The 23,276-nt window shown below is 48.7% G+C and carries 21 protein-coding genes and 1 riboswitch; all 21 genes read left to right on the forward strand.

The features are described from left to right. The first annotated feature begins 20 nt into the window (after window positions 1-20). The 21 genes from pth (at window position 21) to tilS (ending at window position 23,246) form a co-directional block, all read left to right on the forward strand. Window positions 21-581: an aminoacyl-tRNA hydrolase gene (gene pth, locus NO352_RS22035; protein WP_005545533.1), complete on the forward strand. Its 561-nt coding sequence runs from the start codon at window positions 21-23 to the stop codon at window positions 579-581. A 307-nt stretch (window positions 582-888) separates the two neighbouring features. After that, window positions 889-1,119, forward strand: a complete 231-nt coding sequence (locus tag NO352_RS22040; RefSeq protein ID WP_005545535.1) for an anti-sigma-F factor Fin — start codon at window positions 889-891, stop codon at window positions 1,117-1,119. Between the two features lie 137 nt (window positions 1,120-1,256). Further along, window positions 1,257-4,787 carry a transcription-repair coupling factor gene (mfd, locus tag NO352_RS22045; RefSeq protein ID WP_289356774.1) on the forward strand — a complete coding sequence of 1,177 codons (3,531 nt, stop codon included), beginning with the start codon at window positions 1,257-1,259 and terminating at the stop codon, window positions 4,785-4,787. Continuing rightward, a complete protein-coding gene (locus tag NO352_RS22050; protein WP_289356775.1) occupies window positions 4,774-5,844 on the forward strand; it encodes a peptidylprolyl isomerase in 1,071 nt (356 codons plus the stop codon). Before mfd ends, NO352_RS22050 begins: the two co-directional genes overlap by 14 nt. A 630-nt stretch (window positions 5,845-6,474) precedes the next feature. After that, window positions 6,475-7,017, forward strand: a complete 543-nt coding sequence (spoVT, locus tag NO352_RS22055) for a stage V sporulation protein T (protein ID WP_005545540.1) — start codon at window positions 6,475-6,477, stop codon at window positions 7,015-7,017. Window positions 7,018-7,330: 313 nt separating this feature from the next. After that, on the forward strand, window positions 7,331-8,968 hold the full coding sequence (locus NO352_RS22060; protein ID WP_289356776.1) for a putative polysaccharide biosynthesis protein: 1,638 nt from the start codon (window positions 7,331-7,333) through the stop codon (window positions 8,966-8,968). Window positions 8,969-9,031: 63 nt separating this feature from the next. Continuing rightward, window positions 9,032-10,552, forward strand: a complete 1,521-nt coding sequence (gene yabN / locus NO352_RS22065) for a bifunctional methyltransferase/pyrophosphohydrolase YabN (RefSeq protein WP_268621201.1) — start codon at window positions 9,032-9,034, stop codon at window positions 10,550-10,552. 187 nt (window positions 10,553-10,739) lie between these two features. Beyond that, the gene (locus NO352_RS22070) at window positions 10,740-11,012 is read left to right on the forward strand and encodes an HU family DNA-binding protein (protein ID WP_005545547.1); all 273 of its coding nucleotides are present in this window, start codon (window positions 10,740-10,742) and stop codon (window positions 11,010-11,012) included. Continuing rightward, on the forward strand, window positions 11,012-11,290 hold the full coding sequence (locus NO352_RS22075; RefSeq protein WP_005545548.1) for an RNA-binding S4 domain-containing protein: 279 nt from the start codon (window positions 11,012-11,014) through the stop codon (window positions 11,288-11,290). The genes NO352_RS22070 and NO352_RS22075 overlap by 1 nt, the downstream gene beginning before the upstream one ends. Before the next feature lie 266 nt (window positions 11,291-11,556). Then, a riboswitch (PreQ1 riboswitch) is annotated at window positions 11,557-11,600 on the forward strand. A gap of 161 nt (window positions 11,601-11,761) precedes the next feature. Then, a complete protein-coding gene (queC, locus tag NO352_RS22080) occupies window positions 11,762-12,526 on the forward strand; it encodes a 7-cyano-7-deazaguanine synthase QueC (protein ID WP_005545549.1) in 765 nt (254 codons plus the stop codon). Beyond that, complete coding sequence (gene queD, locus NO352_RS22085; RefSeq protein WP_289356777.1) at window positions 12,526-13,014, forward strand: 6-carboxytetrahydropterin synthase QueD; 489 nt, start codon at window positions 12,526-12,528, stop codon at window positions 13,012-13,014. Before queC ends, queD begins: the two co-directional genes overlap by 1 nt. Beyond that, a complete protein-coding gene (gene queE / locus NO352_RS22090; RefSeq protein ID WP_289356778.1) occupies window positions 13,011-13,736 on the forward strand; it encodes a 7-carboxy-7-deazaguanine synthase QueE in 726 nt (241 codons plus the stop codon). The genes queD and queE overlap by 4 nt, the downstream gene beginning before the upstream one ends. Window positions 13,737-13,829: 93 nt before the next feature. Continuing rightward, entirely contained in the window at window positions 13,830-14,321 is a 492-nt protein-coding gene (gene queF / locus NO352_RS22095; RefSeq protein WP_005545552.1) for a preQ(1) synthase, read from the forward strand. Between the two features lie 166 nt (window positions 14,322-14,487). Next, complete coding sequence (yabP, locus tag NO352_RS22100) at window positions 14,488-14,775, forward strand: sporulation protein YabP (RefSeq protein ID WP_005545555.1); 288 nt, start codon at window positions 14,488-14,490, stop codon at window positions 14,773-14,775. Continuing rightward, complete coding sequence (yabQ, locus tag NO352_RS22105) at window positions 14,772-15,416, forward strand: spore cortex biosynthesis protein YabQ (RefSeq protein ID WP_262866520.1); 645 nt, start codon at window positions 14,772-14,774, stop codon at window positions 15,414-15,416. The genes yabP and yabQ overlap by 4 nt, the downstream gene beginning before the upstream one ends. Before the next feature lie 44 nt (window positions 15,417-15,460). After that, on the forward strand, window positions 15,461-15,793 hold the full coding sequence (locus NO352_RS22110; protein ID WP_005545559.1) for an FtsB family cell division protein: 333 nt from the start codon (window positions 15,461-15,463) through the stop codon (window positions 15,791-15,793). 130 nt (window positions 15,794-15,923) lie between these two features. After that, the gene (locus tag NO352_RS22115; protein ID WP_005545561.1) at window positions 15,924-16,397 is read left to right on the forward strand and encodes a S1 domain-containing RNA-binding protein; all 474 of its coding nucleotides are present in this window, start codon (window positions 15,924-15,926) and stop codon (window positions 16,395-16,397) included. 432 nt (window positions 16,398-16,829) lie between these two features. Continuing rightward, window positions 16,830-19,343, forward strand: a complete 2,514-nt coding sequence (spoIIE, locus tag NO352_RS22120) for a stage II sporulation protein E (protein ID WP_289356785.1) — start codon at window positions 16,830-16,832, stop codon at window positions 19,341-19,343. Window positions 19,344-19,559: 216 nt separating this feature from the next. Next, the gene (locus tag NO352_RS22125; RefSeq protein ID WP_289356786.1) at window positions 19,560-20,327 is read left to right on the forward strand and encodes a vWA domain-containing protein; all 768 of its coding nucleotides are present in this window, start codon (window positions 19,560-19,562) and stop codon (window positions 20,325-20,327) included. Continuing rightward, window positions 20,281-21,339: a protein kinase domain-containing protein gene (locus tag NO352_RS22130; protein ID WP_262866521.1), complete on the forward strand. Its 1,059-nt coding sequence runs from the start codon at window positions 20,281-20,283 to the stop codon at window positions 21,337-21,339. Before NO352_RS22125 ends, NO352_RS22130 begins: the two co-directional genes overlap by 47 nt. A gap of 311 nt (window positions 21,340-21,650) precedes the next feature. Further along, on the forward strand, window positions 21,651-23,246 hold the full coding sequence (gene tilS, locus NO352_RS22135; RefSeq protein WP_289356779.1) for a tRNA lysidine(34) synthetase TilS: 1,596 nt from the start codon (window positions 21,651-21,653) through the stop codon (window positions 23,244-23,246). The last annotated feature ends 30 nt before the right edge of the window (window positions 23,247-23,276 follow it).

A 23,276-nucleotide genomic window follows, 5' to 3' on the forward strand; every position in this document is an offset into this window, starting at 1 on the left:
ATAGGAAGGATGTATCGCTCTTGAAGTGGATTGTAGGATTAGGTAACCCAGGAACCGAATATGCCGCAACCCGCCACAATATCGGCTTTATGGCAATTGACTCTCTTGCGGATCGCTTCGGCATTCAAGTACGTGAGAGCAAATGTAAGGCGTTAATCGGAGAGGGACGCGTTGGAACAGAGAAGATCGTCCTTATCAAGCCCATGACGTATATGAATCTGTCTGGAGAGGCTGTTCGCGCATATATGGATTACTATAAGGCGGATATTGAGGATTTTATCGTTCTATATGATGATATGGATACAGAGCTTGGGAAGATACGCTTGCGCTATCAAGGAAGTGCGGGCGGACACAACGGAATTAAGTCGCTCATTCAGCATCTAGGAACACAATCTTTCAATCGAATTCGGATGGGGATTTCCCGTCCAGAACCTGGTCGTTCTATTGTAGATTACGTGTTGTCCACGTTTCCAAAAGCGGGTGCGGATGACTTGAGGCAGACAATCGAGCGTACTTGCGACGCTGTCGAATTCTCGCTTAAGCATTCGTTCGAACAAACGATGGCGAAATACAACGGATAAAATGATTTGATCGAAAAATATCGGTTTTCAGCACCAAGAAGGTTGCGGGAACCTGAAGTACAGCTTTCGTAGCGAGTTTTGCTTTGTAAAACTTGTAAGGAGAAACGGAGTGTAGTTGGGACTACATGAATAGCTGAAATGTTTCTGCAGGGAACATACTGTCGGAAGCATACGCTGTTCGAGGGTGAGTGTAGGATTCGCTGTCGAATTACATTCTGAGAAACTTCGTGATCAAAACCGATATGGGCTAATGTGCCTTTCTTTTGGACATACTGAACGGTATAATCCATTAGTGGGAGGCATATACATGTCTGTGAACTATGTGTGCAAACATTGTCATACGATGATTGGGCGTATCGACGGGAATGGGATAGATGAGGAACGTCTCGGTTTTCACCTACTTACCCCAGACGAGCGCCAACAATATATTGTTGTTCATTCCAATGGAGACGTAACAGTTCGGATGACGTGTGAATATTGCACAGAAGCGATTCAGATGCACCCCGAATTATCTTTGCTTTCCTCACCCTTGCAATGAGGGTAGAAGAGACAATGATAGGTTAGCGTCAGCCTTGGCTTGTCAGCCGAGGCTTATTTTGGATGATTTTAGAGCATATAACCTTACTAGCTATACCATGTAATATTTATTGTGGGTGAGAAAGAGGTGCCTATCTTTTGTTGAATGCACTCATGCAAGCTTTATCAGAAGAGCGTGATATCGAATCGATTGCTGCAGGCGTCCGCGCAGGAATGAAGGAGCAATTAGTATCCGGCTTGTCGGGTTCAGCTCGGCAGGTAATGATGGCCGCGCTTCAGCAGCAGCTGGATCGCCCAGTGCTCGTTGTCACACACAACATGTTCTCTGCACAAAAAGTAGCTGATGACCTGCAAGAATGCTTGTCTCCTGACCAAGTGCTATTATATCCAGCCAATGAGTTGGTTGCTGCAGAGGCAGCGATATCAAGTCCAGAAGTGATAGCACAGCGCATCGAGGTGCTCACCCGGTGCGCACGTGGATTCCGTGGGATCGTTGTAACGCCGTATGCAGGATTACGGCGTTATTTGCCTGCTTGCGAGATGATGGCTGAGGCAGGAATAACCTTATCGTTAGGTGACGAGCTTCCGTTGGATACATTTTTGGCAGAAATGGTTGCGTGTGGCTATGAGCGTACAGAACGAGTAGAAGCCAAGGGCGAGATGAGTGTTCGTGGGGGTATTGTCGATATATATCCGATTACAGCTCCATATCCATATCGAATTGAATGGTTCGATGATGAAATTGACTCGATTCGTTCGTTCGATACGCAGGATCAACGTTCCATTGAAAAGCTGAAGCAACTGACGATATTGCCATGCAAGGATTTAATTGCCGATGAGACACGCTTCGCCGCTGCGGCTGAGGCGACTTTTGCACGCCTAGAGGAGCAACTCGGCAAAATGACCGATCGCCAAGTAAAAGAAAAGCTTGAGCGAGAAATCGGCCATGATATCGAACGAATGAGAGGTTCTGTCTATTTCACGGAGCTCTATAAATATGTGGCGCTACTCTATCCGGAGAAGCATACCTTATATAATTATATGCCAAAGGATACGCTGCTTGTCGTAGATGAACCTGCTAGAGTAATGGAAACAGCCAAACAGCTTGAACGGGACGAGTTAGAGTGGAGCACACATCTGCTTTCTAATGGTAAAACCCTGCCTTCTCTGCCACTGGGGGTATCTTCTGATGTAGCAATGGGCAAGCGTCCGTTCCAAACGGTTTTCATGGCATTGTTCCTGCGCCAGGTTCCACACACGCAGCCGCAAAACATCGTGAACGTCATGTGCCGCTCGATGCAAAATTTCCATGGGCAAATGAATGTATTGAAGGCAGAAATGGAACGGTGGAAAAAGACTGGTGCCAACGTCATTATGCTGGCTAATGGAGATGAGCGTATTGAACGCATGCGTCGCGTGCTGCAAGATTACGACATTCCAGAGCCTACGATCCTAAAGGGTAACCTGCAGACTGGATTCGAGCTTCCATCGATCCACTTAGTAGTCATTACCGAAGGTGAGATGTTCTCCGGCAAGCAGCGGAAGACGCGCCGTACGGAATTGAGTGCAAAAGTTGACAATGCAGAACGGATTCGCAGCTACACTGAATTGAAGGTGGGCGATTATGTCGTTCATCAGAATCACGGTATCGGCAAATATATTGGGATCGGAACGTTGGAGATTAACGGCATCCATAAGGACTACTTGCATATTTTATATGCAGGCGGGGATAAACTATCTGTTCCAGTTGATCAGTTGCATCTCATTCAGCGTTATGTAAGCTCTGAAGAAAAAGAGCCGAAAATTTATAAGCTCGGTGGAACCGAGTGGACGAAGGTTAAAAATAAAGTTCGTTCATCCGTGAAGGACATTGCGGATGACTTGATTAAGCTGTATGCAGCAAGACAAGCATCTAGCGGTTATGCTTTTGAAAAGGATACGCCAGAGCAGCGAGAGTTTGAAGATATGTTCCCTTATGATGAAACGCGGGATCAACTGCGTGCCATCGAGGAGATTAAGCAGGACATGGAGAAGCCAAGTCCGATGGATCGTCTGTTGTGTGGTGATGTTGGCTACGGCAAAACAGAGGTCGCTGTCCGTGCCGCCTTCAAAGCAGCTATTGAGGGCAAGCAGGTAGCGATACTTGTACCAACGACGATATTGGCGCAGCAGCACTATGAGACATTCCGCGAACGGTTTGCAGATTATCCATTTAATATCCAAGTGCTCAGCCGATTCCGCTCACGCAAAGAGCAGAATGAATCAATGAAGGGGCTGAAATCGGGTGTTGTCGACATCATTATCGGAACTCACCGCCTGCTCTCTCAGGATGTTGTTTTCAAAGATTTAGGCTTGCTGATTGTCGATGAAGAGCAGCGTTTCGGTGTAACGCATAAAGAGAAGCTGAAGAAGCTGAAAATGAATGTTGATGTACTGACGTTAACAGCAACACCTATTCCTCGAACCTTGCATATGTCCATGCTCGGTGTTCGAGATTTGTCGGTAATTGAAACACCGCCGGAGAATCGCTTCCCAGTGCAGACTTACGTGTTGGAGTACAGTGACAATCTGGTGCGTGAGGCGATAGAGCGAGAACTGGCAAGGGGAGGCCAGGTGTACTTCCTGTTCAACCGTGTTCAAGGAATTCATCAGATGGCCGATCATATTAAGATGCTTGTACCTGATGCCCGCGTAACGGTGAGTCATGGTCAAATGTCTGAGACAGAGCTGGAGAAGACGATTCTTGACTTCTTGGATGGGGAATATGATGTCCTTGTAAGCACCAGCATTATTGAGACAGGAGTAGATATACCGAACGTGAACACGCTTATTGTGCATGATGCGGACAAGATGGGTCTGTCACAGTTGTATCAGCTACGTGGGCGAGTTGGCCGTTCGAACCGGATCGCTTATGCTTATTTCACTTATCAGCGCGACAAGGTATTGAATGAAGTGGCTGAGAAGCGCCTTCAGGCGATCAAGGAATTTACCGAGCTTGGTTCCGGCTTCAAAATTGCAATGCGTGATTTATCTATTCGAGGAGCCGGCAATCTGTTGGGTGCGGAGCAGCATGGATTTATTGCGTCAGTTGGATTCGATCTGTATTCGCAGATGCTGGCGGATGAAGTGAACAAACGCAAAGCGGAGATCGATGGAGTTGCCATCGAGGATCAGCAAGAACTGACAACACTTATCGACCTGAACGTGGACGCGTATTTGCCGCCGAATTATATTTATGATAGTATTCAGAAGATTGAGATTTACAAAAAGGTAGCGGGACTTGCTACATTGGATGAAGTCGAAGAATTGCGGGACGAACTCATCGACCGCTTCGGTGAACCACCACTTGCTGTCCTCCAATTGCTTGCCGTCGCTAGGCTGAAGCTTTATGCGAAGCAGTATGGATGGGAATCGATTGTACAGCGTGGAGATATGGTCACGATCAAGGTCCATTCTTCGGCGGAGCCGTGGTTAGACCGCAAGAAGATGGCTGCTGTTGCTTCTAAGCTCGATCGACGCATCAGTGTCGATCAGGAGGCTTCCGGTGCAGTGAAGTTTAATGCACGTGGTGTCGATGCTCTGCAGCTATTAATGATATTGGAACAATTCATGCAGGAAGCTAAAGGTGCCATCAAATCGAAGGGAGAATTGCAGAATGTTGCAAAATAACAAGACGCGTTCCAAGAAGTGGTTGTTACTGGCATTGTCTGCGGTGCTCGCTATATCCGTGTTAGCCGGATGTGGCAACAAAGAGGACAAGTCAGCGGGCAAAGCTACCGACAACAGTAAAGTCGTGGCTACGTATGAGGGAGGACAAATTACGCAGAACGAGTTCGACAAAGAAATCTCGAACATGCTGTTCTTCTACCCGGAATACGAGCAAATTATTAGCATGGATCAATTCCGCGACTACTTCGTAAAACAGCAAATCGCGTATCGCTATTTGGATGGAAAAGCGCCGGAGAAAGCGAAGCAAACCGGTAAAGATAAAGCCAAAGAACAAATTGGCGTCATGAAGAAACAGATTGGGGACAAGCAGTTCAAGGAAATGCTGGACAAGCGTAAGCTGACAGAAGAAGAAATCACCGAGTATATGGCTCGCATCTTGACGGTTGTACAAGATTACAACGGCAAAGTAACCGAGGATCAGCTCAAGGCTGAATTCGAGAAGAACAAGAAGGATATGACAACTGCTTCGGTTCGCCATATTTTGATTGGATTCAAGGATAAAGAAGGCAAAGAGCGCAAAAAAGAAGATGCTTTGAAAAAGGCGAAGGAAATACAAGCCCGTCTGAAGAAGGGTGAAGACTTCGCAAAGCTGGCTGAACAGTTGTCCGAAGATCCGGGCTCGGCGAAAGAAGGCGGTCTGTACAAGGATGCTGCTGTAGGCCAATGGGTTCCAGAATTTAAGGAAGCAGCTCTGACATTGCCGCTTAACCAAGTCAGTGATCCGGTAGAGACAAGCTACGGCTACCACGTTATGCGTGTGGAAAATCGCAAGGAGAAGGAATACAGCAAGTTGACAGAGGAAGAGAAGGAATCCTTGCGCACACGTGCAGCTTCTGAGTTGATGAACAACTTCATGCAGAAGGATCTGGACAAGTTGATCAAGAAAATCGACCTTCCTAAGACGGAAACAAAGCCGGAAGAGAAGAAGGACGAAAAGAAAGATGAGAAAACAGAGACTCCTAAAACAGAAGCACCTAAAACAGAATCCAGCAAGTAATGGCTTGTAACGAGATGATGATTCATCATCTCGTGTGCAGCCCTTTCCCCACAAGGGGAAGGGGCTATTTTTTGCGGCAGGTATGGAAACGGAATGAAATATTCATAAAAATAAAAAAAGTTTTCATTTCCTGTTTCATCCTCAGGTTATACGTTTATTTACAATTTGTCATGGCATGGGTAAGAATTAGACATACTATATTAGTGACTGTTCAAATTCATTACCGGTTATAATTTGAACGAACGAGCTTGTTGCCTTGTGCACAAAAGCAACAGTTCGAAGCTAAGCCCGCATAGATGTGTTTGAATCAAAAGTCAAATCCAACATTTCGCATCGCTGTCGAAGAAGTTCCCCTCAGTTTCGACAAAATCAGAGGAAAACACTGAAAAATCTCTCCATATTGATGCAAAATGTGAAAATTTTAAGAATTCACAACAAAAAAATGTCGTTTAGTGTCGAAAAATGTGATTTTTTTTGCAACTTGGATGGCATTACCTACGTATGATGTTTATGTATAAGAACTTGGGAGCAGATGAATACTATGGTCAGTATTACAAACCATTCCGCATCTCTCCTAATTAACAATAATACAGCAGATCAAAATACTTACTGAAAGCGGGGCAACTCATAATGAAAGCTACTGGAATTGTTCGTCGTATCGATGACCTCGGTCGTGTTGTAATCCCTAAGGAAATTCGTCGCACATTGCGCATTCGTGAGGGAGATCCTCTTGAAATTTTCGTTGATCGTGATGGAGAAGTGATTTTGAAGAAGTACTCCCCAATCGGCGAATTGGGCGACTTCGCTAAGGAATATGCGGAATCCTTGTATGAAAGCACAGGACATATCACAATTATCTCCGACCGTGACACAGTGATCGCGGTTGCTGGCGGATCGAAAAAAGAATACATGGACAAGCAAATCGGAATGTTGCTTGAGAACTGTATGGAGAACCGCAAGACAATGATCGAAACGAATGCAGGCAATTATGAAATTGTAAAAGACAGCCAAGAAGCTTTCTCTTCTTTCGTTGTTGCACCGATCGTTGCTGGTGGCGATCCAATCGGTACAGTCGTTATGCTTAATAAAGACGACAGCGTGAAAATGAGCCAAATGGAAGTGAAAATGTCGGAAACGGCTGCTGGCTTCCTTGGCAAGCAAATGGAGCAGTAATTCGATATTTGCCAACGAACAGCCCCCTGTCTACGGGATGCGTGCATGCGCAGCCTGAACGATACAGGGGGCTTTTTTGTGCTATGAGTTCTTGCTGCTTTTCCTGCATTCTGATGTCCTGGCAGAATTAGAACAATGAACAGCTATCCGTGTTTTCTTCGCTCAGGCTAGTTGATACGTTATACAGTTAAATGTGCTGCTTCCAGTGCTGATCCGCTGTGCCCGTATGTACGGAGCTAATAGGGTAGGGGGAATTAGCCTGTCCGATTATGCTATAATACGATACGAATGTTAGAGATGGGCGGGATGAAGCTTGAATAAACGACCCCCCCGGGTAGCGGGGCAAGTTATGTCCGGTGCCTTATTGTTAGGCATGGCGACAATAGTGTCGAAGGTGATCGGAACACTGCAAAAAATTCCGCTGCAAAATATCGGGGGAGACGGTGTATTCGGCATATATAATGCGGTGTATCCGTTCTATGTCCTACTTGTTGCTATTGCAAGTGCCGGGATACCGGTCGCGGTGGCACGACTTGTGGCCGAATGCGAGGCAGCAGGAGATGAGATAGGTTCTGAGCAAGTACTGCTGGCGTCAGGACTCCTCATGACTGTAACCGGGGTTGCTGTTTTTTTTGCCATGCTGAATGGTGCCGAACAGATTGCGGCTTGGATTGGCAACCAGCATACAGAAGCGGCGATTCAAAGTTCTGCCTATGCGCTGCTCGTTATGCCGCTTGCTGCAGCCCTGCGCGGCTATGATCAAGGCAGGGGACGGATGACCTCAACGGCTGTATCGCAGGTTGTGGAACAGACGGGACGCGTTGCTGTCATGATAGGGCTCTTGCTGTATTATTCACGTCTGGGTGCTGCAGACGAGACGATCGCTGCCGGCGCTACCTTCGGTTCGTTCGCAGGCGGCGTATGCGGTTTGTTATCCATGATGCTCTTCCGCAGACGCGAGAAGCGGGGAGGGCGGTATCTGAAACGGAGACAGGTACCATTGGGAGTACGGCAGCAGGCAAGGGCGATATGGGGCTGGATTCGCCGGCTGACCTGGACGGCGCTCCCGATTTGTCTAGGGGCTATTGTGCTGCCTGCCGTAAATGTAGTAGACGTATTCACTGTACCTCGCTTTCTGTTGCATCAGGGATGGAATGAGGCGGAGGCTCTTGCTCAGTTCGGTGTGTACAGCCGGGCGTATCCACTTGTGCAGCTAGTCACAATGGTTGCTAGCTCGCTGGCTGTGGGCGTCGTTCCGACAGTTGCATCAGTCATGCGTAAAGAGGGTACAGTTGGAATAGCACCAATGATCGAGACGGCACTGCGCTGGTCGTGGGTGCTTGGACTGGCAGCCACCATAGGGCTCGTTGCCTTAGCAGGGCCGCTCAATGTGGCTTTGTACACGGACAGCGCGGGAATGCTGACGTTCGTGCTGGTTGCGTCTACGGCAGTCAGCGGCGTATTCCATGCCGTGTCAGCTGCGCTGCTACAGGGCATGGGTGCGGTGCGTGCCCCGGCCCTGCACCTCGTGTGCGCCGCAATTGCGAAGGCGGCGCTTAATATATGGCTGATCCCGGCCTACGGCATTGCCGGGGCAGCCATCTCTGCTGCGGCCTCGCTCGGGCTGGCCGCAGCCATGAATGCGCACGCGCTCGCTGCTGCCAGCGGCGTGCACTTTGCCGCTTGGGGCGCTCGCAGCGCGCGCCTTGCGCTGGCGCTCGGCGGCATGGCTGCAGGCGTGAGCCTAGCCGCAGCCGTTCCGACATGGCTTGGCGCTTCTGGCCGCTTAGCGGCTGTGCTTGCCATAGCCATAGGCGTGCCGCTTGGCGCGGCTATATTCGCCCTACTTGCCATTGTATTGGGCGCTGTCAGGCCGCAGGAGCTGGCTCAGCTGCCGCGCATCGGATCGAAGCTTGCTTCGATCGCAGCGCGATTCTCGCCCCGCACATGATTCTGTGAGCAGAAGTATGGGGAATAATACACAGTAATGCAACAATCGAAGGGAGATTCACTCATGCCTGGAACCATTACTGTCGTCGGGCTCGGATCCGGCGATGAAAGTCAATTGACGCTGGCCGTATGGAACGTATTGCGGGAGGCCAAGTATCTGTACGTGCGCACAGCCGATCATCCGGTAATCGCTTATTTGCAACAGAATGACGTCGCATACCGCTCATTCGATTCCGTATATGAAATGCAAGATGATTTCCCATCGGTGTATGAAGAAATTGTACGCCAGTTGATGGAAACGGCCACAACCAGCCCGCAAGATTCGATTGTATACGCGGTTCCTGGACATCCGATGGTGGCTGAATCTACGGTTCGCTTGCTGCGGGAGCAAAGTGCAGAACAGGGCATCGAACTGCGCATTATTGGTGGAGAAAGCTTCCTGGATCAAGCGTTCCTTCGCTTCGGCTTTGATCCGATTGAGGGCTTCCAACTGCTTGATGCGGCGGGACTGCAGGCAGATGGCTTGAATCCAAGGTTGCACACCGTGATCGGGCAAGTGTATGATACGTTTACAGCATCTGATGTGAAGCTGGGCCTGATGGAAGTATATCCTGAGGATTACGAGGTTGTTGTGGGCCATGCGCTCGGTATAGAAGGCATGGAGCGCATACAGCGCGTTCCGCTTTATGAGTTGGATCGCTTAGAGGGCTACGGGAATCTGTCGTTAATTTGGGTTCCACGCTCCGACAGCGACGAGGTGCGCAAGCGCACATTCGGTCGCCTGCATGAAATTGTGTCGATCCTGCGAAGCCCGGGAGGATGTCCCTGGGATCAAGAGCAGACGCATGAATCGATACGCAAAAATCTAATCGAGGAAACCTATGAGGTGCTCGAAACGATCGATGACGATGATCCGACAGCGATGCAGGAGGAGCTTGGTGATCTGCTGCTGCAAATTATGCTTCATTCTCAAATGGAGGAAGAAGTCGGAACATTCACCGTGTATGATGTGATCCAGTCGTTGAATGAAAAATTGATATTCCGCCACCCGCATGTTTTTGGAAATCAGCATGCGGAGGATGCTGAATCCGCACTTGGCACGTGGGAGCAAATGAAGGCCGAAGAACAGCAGAAAAAGGGAATTGCTGACGCAAGACCTTCTGTGCTGGACGGTGTCCCGCGTGATTTGCCGGCATTGATGAAGGCCTATAAGCTGCAAAAAAAGGCGGCTAAAGTCGGATTTGACTGGGATAATGCCAACGATGTACTTGACAAAGTGGCTGAAGAATTGCAAGAATTGCGAGAGGCGATACGAGATGCGGGATCGAATCAAGATGATGCAGAGAAAATGGAACAGCTGGATCATGCGCGCGAGGAGCTCGGCGATCTATTATTCGCAGTTGTGAATGTATCTCGGTTCATTGCGGCCGATCCGGAGGAGTCGTTGACTCACACGAACCGTAAATTTGTACGCCGATTTCAATACATCGAAGAACAACTTCGTATAAAGGGTAAATCTTTTGACCAAACTGATTTACTAGAAATGGAGCAATGGTGGCAGGAAGCGAAGCGCTTAGAGCCGTAAAGCTCCGGGTGATGGCGGACTACTGCTCTCTATTTTTCGTCAAAATATGAAAAAATGCCGCACCCGAGAAGGAATTTTGTGATGGAGCAAGAATACATACAAGCATCAACATTCCAAGGCTCGGGCAAGCGCCTGTAGACCATTATTCATTTCAACTATGAAAAAGAGGACTGGGAGGACAATACACATGAACAAAACAGATTTGATCAACAACATTTCCACAAAAAGCGGTTTGACTAAGAAGGACGTTGAATCCGTATTGAACGGCTTCTTCGGTGAAGTAACAGACGCATTGTCTAAAGGCGACAAAGTTCAATTGATCGGCTTCGGTACATTCGAAACACGCAAACGCGCTGGCCGCACAGGTCGTAACCCACAAACAGGAAACACAATCGAGATTCCTGAATCTACAGTTCCTGCATTCAAAGCGGGCAACAAGCTTAAAGAAGCTGTAAAATAATGCGTTTAGACAAGTTCCTGAAGGTATCGCGGCTCATCAAGCGACGTACTGTCGCGAAGGATGTGTCCGAGCAGGGGCGTGTTGAACTGAATGGCCGTGAAGCGAAGCCGAGCACGACAGTGAAGGTCGGCGACGAGATTACGGTTCAATTCGGACAGAAACTCGTCACCGTCCGCGTAGAGCGTCTCCAAGAGACGACGAAGAAGGAAGAGGCGGCGGGTATGTATACGCTGCTGAAGGAAGAAGCAATTCCGAGAGACAACGGATTGAACTGGTAACAGCCAGTCCATTGCGATAGAAATGCGCATTCCAATTAGCAAGGAAGCGGTAATCCGTCTATAAGGACGGAGCCGCTTCTTTTTATTTTCACGGGGCATTCGACAGATCTGCACGATGATATCGACTCAAATCCGTTCTATCCATTCATGGAGCATTATGGGTAATCTTGTGTAAAGCTGTCATGGTGGAGAGATACGCGCTATAATGGGATAAGCAATCCCGTCCCAACGGGATTCAACATCATAACATTCCGTGCCTAAACGGTACGGGAGAGGTTCGCAATCTCCCTCTATAAAAAACTAAGGCTGACAGCATTCTACAGGGCTATCTTTCCTTAGTGCTGTCTTTTTTTGTACTTACAGAAGCCGTGGATTGGCAGTCGCTGATTTTACGTGAAACTGAGGAGTACAGGCCTTCTGTCTTAGGAGAACCATTCACTGGTTGTGAGGGGACAGGAAAGGATGAAAATCATGAAGAAAGATCAGGAACAGATGAACAACAACCAAGCAGCATCAGCTGACGGGCGTCATTGGGATGCTTCTAATCGCAGACATGCCCAATCAGAACGAAAGCAAGGCAAGGCAGTCGTTGTTTTTAGCGGCGGTCAGGACAGTACGACCTGTTTATTTTGGGCGCTGCAGCGATTTGAGGAAGTGGAAACGATCACCTTTGACTATGGTCAGCGTCATAAGTCGGAGTTGGAGCATGCGAAGGCTATTGCCGGCAAGCTGGGAGTGCCGCACCGCATTCTTGATATGTCCTTACTCAATCAGTTGGCTCCAAATGCTTTGACGCGAGATGACATCGCGATTGAACAGGAAGAGGGCGAACTTCCGAGCACCTTTGTTGAAGGCCGCAACCTATTGTTCTTTTCCTTCGCTGCTGTCTATGCGAAGCAGATTGGCGCGCGCCACATTGTTACAGGGGTTTGCGAAACGGACTTCAGCGGTTATCCGGACTGCCGCGACGTATTCGTCAAATCACTCAATGTAACTCTTAATCTGGCGATGGACTATGGATTTGTGCTGCATACCCCGCTTATGTGGCTGGACAAGGCAGATACATGGCGGCTTGCTGACCAGCTCGGAGCCTTCGACTTCGTTCGCACAGAGACGGTAACCTGCTACAATGGGCTTCCGGGAGATGGCTGCGGAGAGTGTCCGTCTTGTAAGCTGCGTCAGGCTGGATTGGAACGCTACTTGGCTGATCGCGAGCAAGAAGGAGGAATAAGCTGATGAGTACCCCAGGGCCCTTTCATATTGTCGATAGGCTGCAAGTACTGGGAGCCGACATTTCACAGGAGTCGCTGCGGTATCACCGTCACCGGGTACTTGTAAGCAAAGAATTTACCTTCGATGCTGCTCATCATTTGCATGCTTACGAGGGCAAATGTAAAAACCTCCACGGCCACACGTACAGAGTTGTTTTTGGAGTAAGCGGATTTGTAAATGAGATCGGGCTGGCGCTCGACTTTGGAGATATAAAAGAAATTTGGAAGGATAGAATCGAGCCTTTTCTCGATCACCGGTACTTGAATGAAACACTTCCAACGATGAATACGACGGCAGAGAATATGGTTGTGTGGCTCTATGAGCAAATGAAAGCTGCCTTACAAGCTGAGCCTTACGCAGAACGCTGCGAAGGGGGAAGAGTAGAATTTGTGAGGCTTTACGAGACGCCAACCAGTTATGCGGAAGCAAGACGGGAGTGGATAGAGCAATGACGATACCCGTCCTTGAAATATTTGGCCCTACCGTGCAGGGAGAGGGCCTCCTCGTCGGGCAGAAGACCATGTTCGTCCGTACAGGAGGCTGCGATTACCGCTGCTCCTGGTGCGACTCCGCCTTCACCTGGGATGGTTCTGCCAAGGATGACATCCAACAGATGGCGGCTGACGAAGTAATCGCCGAACTGGATCGACTGGCTGAAGGCCGGTATGCCCATGTAACGATATCTGGCGGCAACCCAGCTCTGCTGGGAGGCATAGGCGAGCTGGTTGAGCGACTGAGTAAGCGCGGAGTCCGCACGGCTGTGGAGACGCAAGGCTCGCGCTGGCAAAACTGGCTCTTGGATATCGACGATGTTACATTGTCGCCGAAGCCGCCAAGCTCAGGAATGGATACAGATTTTGTGCGCTTGGACGAAATTGCTGAGAAGCTGTGGAACCGTTCTGTGCGTAAGGGCTTATGCTTGAAAGTCGTTGTGTTCAATGAAGAGGACATGCGATATGCGATTGCCGTCCATGAACGTTACCCCGAGATTCCTTTTGTCATGCAGACTGGGAATGAAGATGTTCACAATAATGATGATCAGGAGCTTATACAGAAGCTGCTTCGCCGATATGAATGGCTGATCGATCAAGTGGCATTGGAACCGCGTCTAAATCGAACACGGGTGCTGCCTCAACTGCACACCTTAGTATGGGGCAACAAGCGCGGCGTATAGCAACGGCACATATCTGCACAGGACAGACTAGCGGCTTAGAAATACGGTAGAGCCCTTCATAAGGATCATGATAGAGAAGGAGAACTGATAACGATGGCAGGAAGAAACGAAGCAGAATTGAACTTAACCCAGCTTGGAGTAAAAACGGAGTATCCGTCAGATTACGCTCCAGATATTTTGGAATCATTCGACAATAAGCACCCGAACCGGGATTATTTCGTCAAATTCAATTGCCCGGAATTTACGAGTCTTTGTCCGATAACCGGACAACCGGACTTTGCGACTATCTACATCAGCTATATTCCAGGTGTAAAATGTGTAGAGAGCAAATCACTCAAGCTCTACCTGTTTAGCTTCCGCAACCATGGGGATTTCCATGAAGATTGTGTAAATATCATTATGAACGACCTAATCAAGCTGCTTGATCCAAGATACATTGAGGTATGGGGTAAGTTTACGCCGCGCGGTGGCATTTCAATCGACCCGTACTGCAATTACGGTCAGCCAGGCACGAAATATGTGGAGATGGCCGCTCATCGCTTGATGAATCATGATATGTATCCAGAGAAAGTCGATAATCGCTAGGCAATAGGCATTTGTTCATAGCCTGGAAAGATCACGGCATGCAGGCAATGGAAGAGAGAGTAATCGTTCTATCGTATGATTCAATGATTCTCTCTCTTTGCTATTTTTGCAGTTCTAATCTGCAATCCCCTTCATATGCTAGTGTTGAGAAGGAGGGGTACATGCTATGGTTGATTTCAATAAGCAAGCGGCCAAGCGTCAAGAAGTGAAAATGATGAACCGCAAGCTCCTCGAAATTAGCGGAGTGAGCAAGGTAGAGAGCTTCGATAGTGAGGAGTTCCTGCTTGATACGGAATGCGGCTTCTTGACAATTCGCGGCCACAATTTGCATATTAAAAATTTGAGCCTTGAACAAGGCTTGGTTGCCATTGAAGGTATGGTCAACTCCCTGACCTATTTGGATGCGAATGCACAGGACAAGTCAAAAGGCTTTTTTGGTAAGCTGTTCAAGTGAACCTGCATACCCAATGGATGACCGTAATGCTCATGCTGATGAGCGGACTTGCGCTTGGTCTGGTGTTCGACAGCTATCGCGTCGTCGCAGGCCAATTCAAGTTTCCACGGTGGACGCTGCCGGTATTTGACCTGCTGTATTGGTTAGCTGCGACTGTATTCGTGTTCCAAATGCTCGTTAAGGGCAATCAGGGAGAATTAAGGTTTTATGTAGTGCTTGGCTTAGCTGCAGGAGCATGGCTGTATGCCGTCTTTCTTAGTCGCATCACTGTAGCTATTGTGAAATGGCTGGTTACGGCGCTAAAGGCAGTGTGGCGTTTTGCCATGCGATGTGTGCATGTGCTTGTTGTCCTGCCGCTGAAGGCGATTTTGACAGGGGGAAAAGCACTTACATTTTTTTTCATATCGTCTGCTATGTTCCTTCTCAAAATTGTGCTACAATGTTTACGACCGCTCTGGATGCTCATCGCATGGTTATTCAAGCCGCTTGTCATGCCGCTATGGAACCGATTCGGAATGACGGAACGGTGCAAGAGCACTTGGCGTGGGATGATATCAGCCGGCAAGCGCATTTCCGCGTGGCCCATTGGCGTATGTCGCCAGATGAGGCGGTTCCTTGACCTGTTTAGACGTAAGCGCTAACGGGTAAGGTGTATCGTGATCTACTGATACAAGGGGGTGCACGTATGTCGGTGTCTAAATCCCGAAGACATACTCCAATCCGCAATCAAGATAACAAAATAGCGGGAGCCAAGCGCAGATTGCGCTTATGGCTGATCTTCATGGCGTTGTTTATAGGGTGGGGCACATATACGTACTTCAGTCAATTGAACACGATGGAGGAACTTCGCTCGGATTTGGTGGCACGTGAGAAGGAGAAGAGCGAGGTTGAACAGGTTCGCAATGAGCTCCGCCAAGAAGTGGATAGGCTCAATACAACGGAATACATACTGCAATTGGCGCGAAGCCGAGGTATGGTGCTTCCGGACGAACTCCTCATCCGCAAACACGATGAATAGAGCGTAAAATCAGGACAACCGTCGGTTGACCAATGTTGCGCCATTACAGTATAATCACGACATAAGCATTGCTTTTTTGCTTTTTGAGCAATGTTCCGTTTAACATTTTAAGGGAGGAACATTTTATTCTATGACAATTGAAGTGGGCACCAAGTTAGAAGGCAAGGTGACAGGGATTACGCATTTTGGAGCGTTCGTTGATCTGTCGGGAGGTGTCACGGGACTGGTTCACATCTCTGAAATTGCCGATAACTATGTCAAGGACGTGAATGACCATTTGAAGATTGACGATGTCGTCACGGTCAAAGTTATTAACGTCGACAAGGACGGCAAGATCGGCTTGTCTATTAAGCAAGCAGTCGATAAACCTGCATCGGAGCAGAGACCTCCAAGAGGACCTCGTCCGGACCGTCCTCCAGGAAGAGACGGGGGCAATAGCAGGTATGGACACGGGAACCGGGATCGAGGGGGACGCAAGTCGCCTAGTTTCGCTTCTTTTGAGGATAAGATGTCGCGCTTCCTTAAGGATAGTGAAGAACGCATTTCTTCTTTGAAGAAGAATACGGAATCTAAGCGCGGAGGCCGTGGAGCACGCCGCATGTAATCGTCCAAGATGACAACGAAAATAAAGCCGCAAGCCGGGCAACCGGTTTTGCGGTTTTTTTGCGTTGTTCGGGAAAATGAAGACGCCACAATATGACGGGATCACCGTTTCCTTGCCACGCAAGCGCCAGCAAAACTTTTTTTGTCGTGCCGCACTGCCTGTACGACAGGTTCTTACGCCTTTCCGTATGCTTTATTGTCAAATGGAGGTCGACCCTTGCGGGTAAGCGGCAAAAATATGACATCTCCACTTGGAAGCCGCCGAAGTAAAAATCGCCAAAACCCTTGTTGCGCCGTATATATCCTGCATTGGTTACACTTGCGACGGTTGTCGGAAAGTTTTTTTGGCACATTTCCTTTTTATGACAAACTATTTCTGAGACCTTTTCTATAATGGGAGGCACACAATTCATAGAATAGGTGGTGCCAAATGATGAGTAAGACGAAGATCATTCCATTTCCCAAGAGAGGCTGGCAGGAAATCAAGGATGAGGGTGCAGGCTGGATGGATACTCCGAGCAAGTGGCGGCTTGATCGATTCCACCGCATGTTGGGCACGCGCAAATGGACAATTATGTTCGTCCTGATCGGATTCTTGTTAGGACGGGCCATGATTTTGAATGAATTATTTCCGTTTGCGGCTGCCTTTTTCGCTGTTGTCTATTTTTCGCGCCGAGAGCTGGCTACATGGGTAGGAACTGCCCTGCTCGCGGGGAGCCTGTTCGCTCCCGCTCAGATCACGCTGATGATGGGAATGCAACTGCTGCTCATTGTGCTCATGTATCGCGGATGGAAGGCTTATGATAAGCGTTCGGATATGAATGTGGCTCCATTGATGGTATTTTCGTCAAGCCTGATTGTGAAGCTGTTTGTTACCTTTATGTCCAATTCCCTTACCTGGTATGCCCTAGCGATGGATGTTACAGATGCAACACTTGGCCTCGTCTTAACGCTCGTATTTGTACAAGCCCTGCCTGTACTGACGATGAGCAAGCGCAATTATACGCTCCGAGTTGATGAAATGATATGTTTGATGATTTTACTTGCATCTATGATGACAGGTGCTGTCGGCTGGACTGTACAAGGGATGCAGCTTGACCATATCCTATCACGCTATTTTGTGCTCTTATTTGCCCTTGTTGGAGGGGCGCCGCTTGGAGCTTCAGTAGGCGTTGTGCTAGGCCTTATACTTGGTCTCGCAGAGCCGAGCTCCTTATCGCAGATGAGCGTATTGGCCTTCTCTGGTCTATTGGCAGGACTGCTTCGAGAAGGCAAGCGATGGGCGGTGGCCTTCGGCATGCTGCTGGGAACTGCCATATTGTCCGTCTATATTGGCCCGCCTGAGCAGGTAATGGTGTCGACATGGGAAACGATAGCAGCAGCAGCACTATTTCTCCTTACTCCAAAATCAATATGCCGCACATTGGCAAAGTATGTCCCAGGAACGACAGAGCATACGAATTCGCAGCATGAGTATGCGAAGAGAATGCGTGACATGACAGCAGAACGAGTACAGCAGTTCTCGAAGGTATTCGATCAGCTGTCACACAGCTTTAAGCAGGCAGCACCTACTGCTGCCAGTGATATGCCGCCAAGTGAAGAAGAGGTATCGAAAGGGGTCATTGAGGCTGCAACCGTTGTAACCTGTGGGGCATGTCCGCGAAGGCAAGCATGCTGGGGACGAAAATCTGTGCAGACAATGACTATGATGAAGCAAATGCTCGTAAAGGTAGGGGAGAATCCGGAGTTCGCCTGGAAGGATAAGCAGCTTCCCCATTCCTGGAAGAATCATTGCCTAAGGGCGCATCAAATGCTGACGGTGTTGCGCGATCAGCATATCCGGCATATTCATGAGGAGCATCTGCACAAGCAGTTGCAGGACAGCCGACATTTTGTAGCGGAACAGCTATTAGGAGTATCGCAAGTTATGGAGGACTTGGCAAAGGAGATCCAACGCGAAAGCCGAGAGTTATTCATGCAGGAGGAGCAAATCAGGCAGGCCGTTGAGGATCTCGGACTATCGGTACATCGTGTCGATATCATTTCATTGGATCCTGGACGCGTAGAGATAGAGATGGTGCATTCTTTTACAGAAGGATATGATGAGTGCAGGAAGCTGATCGCACCGCTGCTGTCTGATATATTAGGCGAGCACATAGCGGTACGTGACGAAGCTATAACCGGTGCGGAAGGTCAAGGCACGGTCACCTTCGTCACGGCCAAAGCCTTCGAGGTGGATACAGGTATGGCGGGCACCGCTAAAGGAGGGGGAATGCTGTCAGGGGATAGCTTCAGTGCGCTTGAGCTTGGAAGCGGCAAATTCGCGGTTGCCTTAAGTGATGGCATGGGAAATGGAGAGCGGGCTCGCTTAGAAAGCAGCACGGCGCTTCATCTGCTCGCACAGCTTCTGCAGGCAGGAATTGACGAGCAGTTGGCCATCAAGTCTGTCAACTCAGTGCTGGCTCTGCGATCACCGGATGAAGTATATGCCACTCTTGATTTAGCCATTATTGATCTTTTCTCGGCAAAGACGATGCTCATAAAGAGTGGCTCGACACCAAGCTTCATTAAGAGAGGGGATGAGGTTCACTTAGTTTCATCGAATAATTTGCCGATAGGTATATTACAGGATATTGATATCGAACTGGTTGACACCTCTCTATCGCCTGGAGATATTGTGGTGATGATGACTGACGGGGTGTTCGATGCATCCGGGCCTGCTGTAAATAAGGAATTGTGGATGAAGCGGCTTATACAGGAATTGGAGACGGACGATCCACAGGAAGTTGCTGATCTTCTGCTTGAGACGGTGATCCGGCACTCGGGCGGACGAATTGATGATGATATGACCGTTGTTGTCACGCGTGTAACGAGACATCAACCGCAATGGGCTACTTTGCATTGGAGCGGGAGTGATCAGGTCGAACGGCCGATGCCGGTGAGTTGATTCGTGGACTGCGGACAACAGGACTGCTTAAATTTACACATACAGGTTGAAGGGTCGGAAGAAAGAAACTGAAATAGAAGGAGGTTGCTGATTTTGTAATTTTCTTCTATGATTTTTATGGATGAAGCAATTACATCATACTATGGTTAAACTCTCCTATCATGGGGAACACTAGAACTAGATTCATAGTGACCATAGGGGGATGAAAGAAGTATGATGAAGCAAATTCTTCTCATTACGGACGGATGCTCCAATGTAGGGATTCAGCCCGCCATTGCCGCCGCGGAGGCAAGGGACAACGGGATAACGGTTAATGTAGTAGGCATTATAGATTATGGTACGATTGGACAATTGGGGGCTTGCGAGATTGAGGAGATTGCTAGTGCAGGCGGCGGGGTTAGCCGCATTGTGCAATCGCATGAGCTGTCTCAGACGATTCAGATGATGACGCGCAAGACCGTTGTACAGACGATCCAGCAAGCTGTGAACAAGGAATTGAAGCTTATATTGGGTGATACTGCGGAGGAAGGCGTACAGGCTCTCCCTCTAGAAAAGCGCTCTGAAGTTGTTCGTGTCATGGACGAGATGACGGAACAGACGCCACTTAAGGTTGCACTGCTTATTGATGCTAGTGCAAGCATGAAGCCGAAACTGGTCGCAGTGGAGGAGGCGATACGGGATTTAATGCTCAGCCTGCAAGCAAGAAGCGGCAAGAGCGAGCTATCCGTTTTTCATTTTCCGGGCCCATATGGGGGAAAGGAAGCTGTTCAGGATTTGGAGTGGACTGATGAGATTTCTCGTGCGAAAAAGTTGTTCCAGCGGCTGAATATGCGTGGGACGACGCCAACAGGTCCTGCTTTGCTACAAGTCGTGGATTATTACCGAACGGTACCTCGCTCTGCAGCTCAGAAAGCGGAAACAGTGACTGTGGATCATCATGAACGAATGGAAATGGACGGGATATGGAGTGACTACATCGTTTAAAGTAAGGCGACAACTCAATACAGCATCCCATAAGAGGGAGCTTCGCCATCAGCTGCGAGCAGGCATGATGATGCAAGGTGTATGGAATCATCGTGTCTATCGTATTGAACGTCTGCTTGGACGCGGTGCCAATGGAGTTGTCTATCTAGTGACGATGTTATCGGCTTCTGACGACAGACATGGGGGGGCGGTTGGAACCTTTGCGTTAAAAATTAGCGCCAATGCCGTTGACCTTCAATCGGAGGTAAATGCGCTTGGCAGCCTCGAAAAGCAGCGTAAAACGCTCTCCCGAATGTCAGATCGACAAGACAATCGACCCTTCCTGGTCGATGTAGATGATGCAGATGTGAATGGGGAACGTATTTCCTTTTATGTGATGCGCTATGTTCCCGGTGAGAGCATTACCGCTTATATTCGAAAGAAGGGGCCTAAGTGGTATGGTATTGTGGGAGGAAAGCTTCTGGCGAAGCTGCATAATGTACATCGTCATGGATGGGTATTCGGCGATCTGAAGGCTGAGAATGTGATCGTTGGAAACGGTGGTGAAGTAGAGCTTGTTGACTATGGGGGGCTGACTGGCAAGGGGAAGAGTGTAAAACAATTTACGGAGATGTACGATCGTGGGTATTGGCATGCAGGCTCGCGGACGGCTGATGACGGCTATGATCTGTTTTCTTTTGCGATACTGACGATTCATGTGCTCGGAGGCAAGGGGCTTCGTGAACGCATGAAGAAAGCGCTGCCGCAAATGCGGGAAGCAAAGGAGTTATTGGATATAATACACGCCCATCCTGTTTTGCGGCTATATGAGCCATGGCTCATTCATGCAATTAAGGGGACATTTGCAAGCTCAGAAGAAGCATGCCGAATGTGGAATGATATAAGTCGCCGCTTGCATCGATCGGGGATGAGGCCACACCGGCCTACACCACTATGGATGAAGTGGTTTTTTGCCGTATCCGTTATTTTGTTTACGATTAGTATCGTTTGGTGGACGAGCAGCTTCGAATAATGGAATTTCTAAATTGTGGTCCCATGGTAACAATCATATGCATCTTATCCGTCGACACAACGTAGTTATACTTACATACTTACTTATTAAGAAGTGTTCAAAAGGACAGCAAATAGTTCCAATCGTCTTAGTAGAGAATGCAAAATAACAAACTCACTAGAGCATGTGGGATAGAAATAGTGTCTTTTTGCCAGACTTCAAACATTTGGTACCATCATACATAATGAATTAAGAAGGAAACGATACTGCTTTCACTCGGAAATAGGTCAGAGTGATGCAGGCAGGAAGGCTATGACGGGAGTCGGGGATGAATGATGACAGCAGGACAATCAACAGGTGGTGGACCATTTGATGCTTGGCACAAATGGATCGCACAGCGGGAAATTGAGTGGTGCAGGAAAAAGTTGTGGAGCCAAGGTGCTGTAATTGTAGTAGCTGTATCCGGTGGGCCGGATTCGATGCTGCTTCTTCATGCATTGACTGCACTGGATGAACGCAGCGACTGCAAACCAGGCAAGCTTATTGTTGCCCACGTGCATCATGGCTTTCGCGGTCAGGAATCGGACGAAGAGGCCGAGTTCGTGGAGCAGGAAACCGTAAAACTGGGCTTACCATTTGAGATGATTCGTGTTGATGCGCCTGGTCTATCGAAACGGGAAGGGCTCAATCCACAAGCGGCAGCGCGACAGTTGCGATACGAGTTTCTTATCCAGATTGCACATCGCTATGCGGCCACCCATATAGCTCTTGCTCACCATGCGGATGATCAAGCCGAAACAGTGCTCATGCGTATGATCCGAGGAACGGGCATCACAGGATTGGCGGGAATGGCATGGAGCCGCGAGGAGGATGGGCTGCATTATATTCGGCCATTACTCGATCTGCGCAAAGCGGAAGTGCTGCAACGGTGTGACGAGCGGGGAATATCTTACGTGACAGATAGCAGTAATGCCAAACGTAGTTATTTTCGCAATCGGATGAGGCTAGATATTATCCCTCAGCTAGAGGAGGAGAACCCTAAACTTGTTGAGGCCATGTGCAGAATGGCAGACGCGCTACGTGATGAGGACGATTATATGGAATACGAGACACGAAAGCTGTTTCAACGCCACGTAAAGGCGGTAAACGGTGATAAATCCGTTGATAGCAATTCAGCTCCTTTTATCCCGCATGTGCAGACAGGATATATTCTTGATCGGAACACCTTTCTTGGACTACATGTAGCTTTACAACGCAGGTTGATTAAACTAATATTAAATTATCTTACACGAGGTTCGGATCAGATTGATTTTGAAGCCGTTGACTCAGCAAGAGTGAGAGCAGCAGGCGAGTGTTCGACTACGTGGAGGGTGGATGTTGCTCAGGACATTGTATTTGCGCGTGAATATGGGCGTTTGCTATGGCTTCGGATACACCATGAACATAAAGAAGGTGCAGACTGTAAGGCTAGCTTTACGATACATAGAACCGATGCAATGGGGCAATTGTTCTTACCGGACAACAACAGCACGTTACGATGGCTGACTTCAGAAGAACTGAAGGGCTGCGGCAATTCCGGATCCATGGAAGAAATTTCTGTGGGCCAACATCATCACGGACAGGCTTGGGAAGCTTCTTTTGATGCGGATGAGCTGTGCTGGCCGCTTGTTGTTCGTACTCGGCAGCCGGGAGATCGGATGCGGATACAAGGACTAAATGGCAGCAAAAAGGTGCAAGATATGTTCGTTGACTTGAAAATCGCGCCGTCATTGCGCGACACGATTCCTCTTGTTGCGGACGCGAACGGACACGTTGTGTGGATACCTGGGGTACGGCGTTCTAATGCGGCATACGTGCAGTCTTCTACACAGGCGGTCATTCATTTTGCACTGGAGGGCGGAGCCCATGAGCGATCTGTCCATCCATGAGGTAACGAAGACATTGCCGGTCATTGGCAT

The sequence above is a fragment of the Paenibacillus sp. S-12 genome (genome assembly GCF_030363895.1).
Lineage (GTDB): Bacteria > Bacillota > Bacilli > Paenibacillales > Paenibacillaceae > Paenibacillus_B > Paenibacillus_B alvei.

Bases quoted from the DNA above. Each gene is read 5' to 3' on its own strand.
- NO352_RS22040 (WP_005545535.1), top strand. From the start codon at position 889: ATGTCTGTGAACTATGTGTGCAAACATTGTCATACGATGATTGGGCGT.
- NO352_RS22050 (WP_289356775.1), top strand. From the start codon at position 4,774: ATGTTGCAAAATAACAAGACGCGTTCCAAGAAGTGGTTGTTACTGGCA.
- spoVT (WP_005545540.1), top strand. From the start codon at position 6,475: ATGAAAGCTACTGGAATTGTTCGTCGTATCGATGACCTCGGTCGTGTT.
- yabN (WP_268621201.1), top strand. From the start codon at position 9,032: ATGCCTGGAACCATTACTGTCGTCGGGCTCGGATCCGGCGATGAAAGT.
- NO352_RS22070 (WP_005545547.1), top strand. From the start codon at position 10,740: ATGAACAAAACAGATTTGATCAACAACATTTCCACAAAAAGCGGTTTG.
- NO352_RS22075 (WP_005545548.1), top strand. From the start codon at position 11,012: ATGCGTTTAGACAAGTTCCTGAAGGTATCGCGGCTCATCAAGCGACGT.
- queC (WP_005545549.1), top strand. From the start codon at position 11,762: ATGAAGAAAGATCAGGAACAGATGAACAACAACCAAGCAGCATCAGCT.
- queD (WP_289356777.1), top strand. From the start codon at position 12,526: ATGAGTACCCCAGGGCCCTTTCATATTGTCGATAGGCTGCAAGTACTG.
- queE (WP_289356778.1), top strand. From the start codon at position 13,011: ATGACGATACCCGTCCTTGAAATATTTGGCCCTACCGTGCAGGGAGAG.
- queF (WP_005545552.1), top strand. From the start codon at position 13,830: ATGGCAGGAAGAAACGAAGCAGAATTGAACTTAACCCAGCTTGGAGTA.
- yabP (WP_005545555.1), top strand. From the start codon at position 14,488: ATGGTTGATTTCAATAAGCAAGCGGCCAAGCGTCAAGAAGTGAAAATG.
- NO352_RS22110 (WP_005545559.1), top strand. From the start codon at position 15,461: ATGTCGGTGTCTAAATCCCGAAGACATACTCCAATCCGCAATCAAGAT.
- NO352_RS22115 (WP_005545561.1), top strand. From the start codon at position 15,924: ATGACAATTGAAGTGGGCACCAAGTTAGAAGGCAAGGTGACAGGGATT.
- spoIIE (WP_289356785.1), top strand. From the start codon at position 16,830: ATGAGTAAGACGAAGATCATTCCATTTCCCAAGAGAGGCTGGCAGGAA.
- NO352_RS22125 (WP_289356786.1), top strand. From the start codon at position 19,560: ATGAAGCAAATTCTTCTCATTACGGACGGATGCTCCAATGTAGGGATT.
- NO352_RS22130 (WP_262866521.1), top strand. From the start codon at position 20,281: ATGAACGAATGGAAATGGACGGGATATGGAGTGACTACATCGTTTAAA.
- tilS (WP_289356779.1), top strand. From the start codon at position 21,651: ATGATGACAGCAGGACAATCAACAGGTGGTGGACCATTTGATGCTTGG.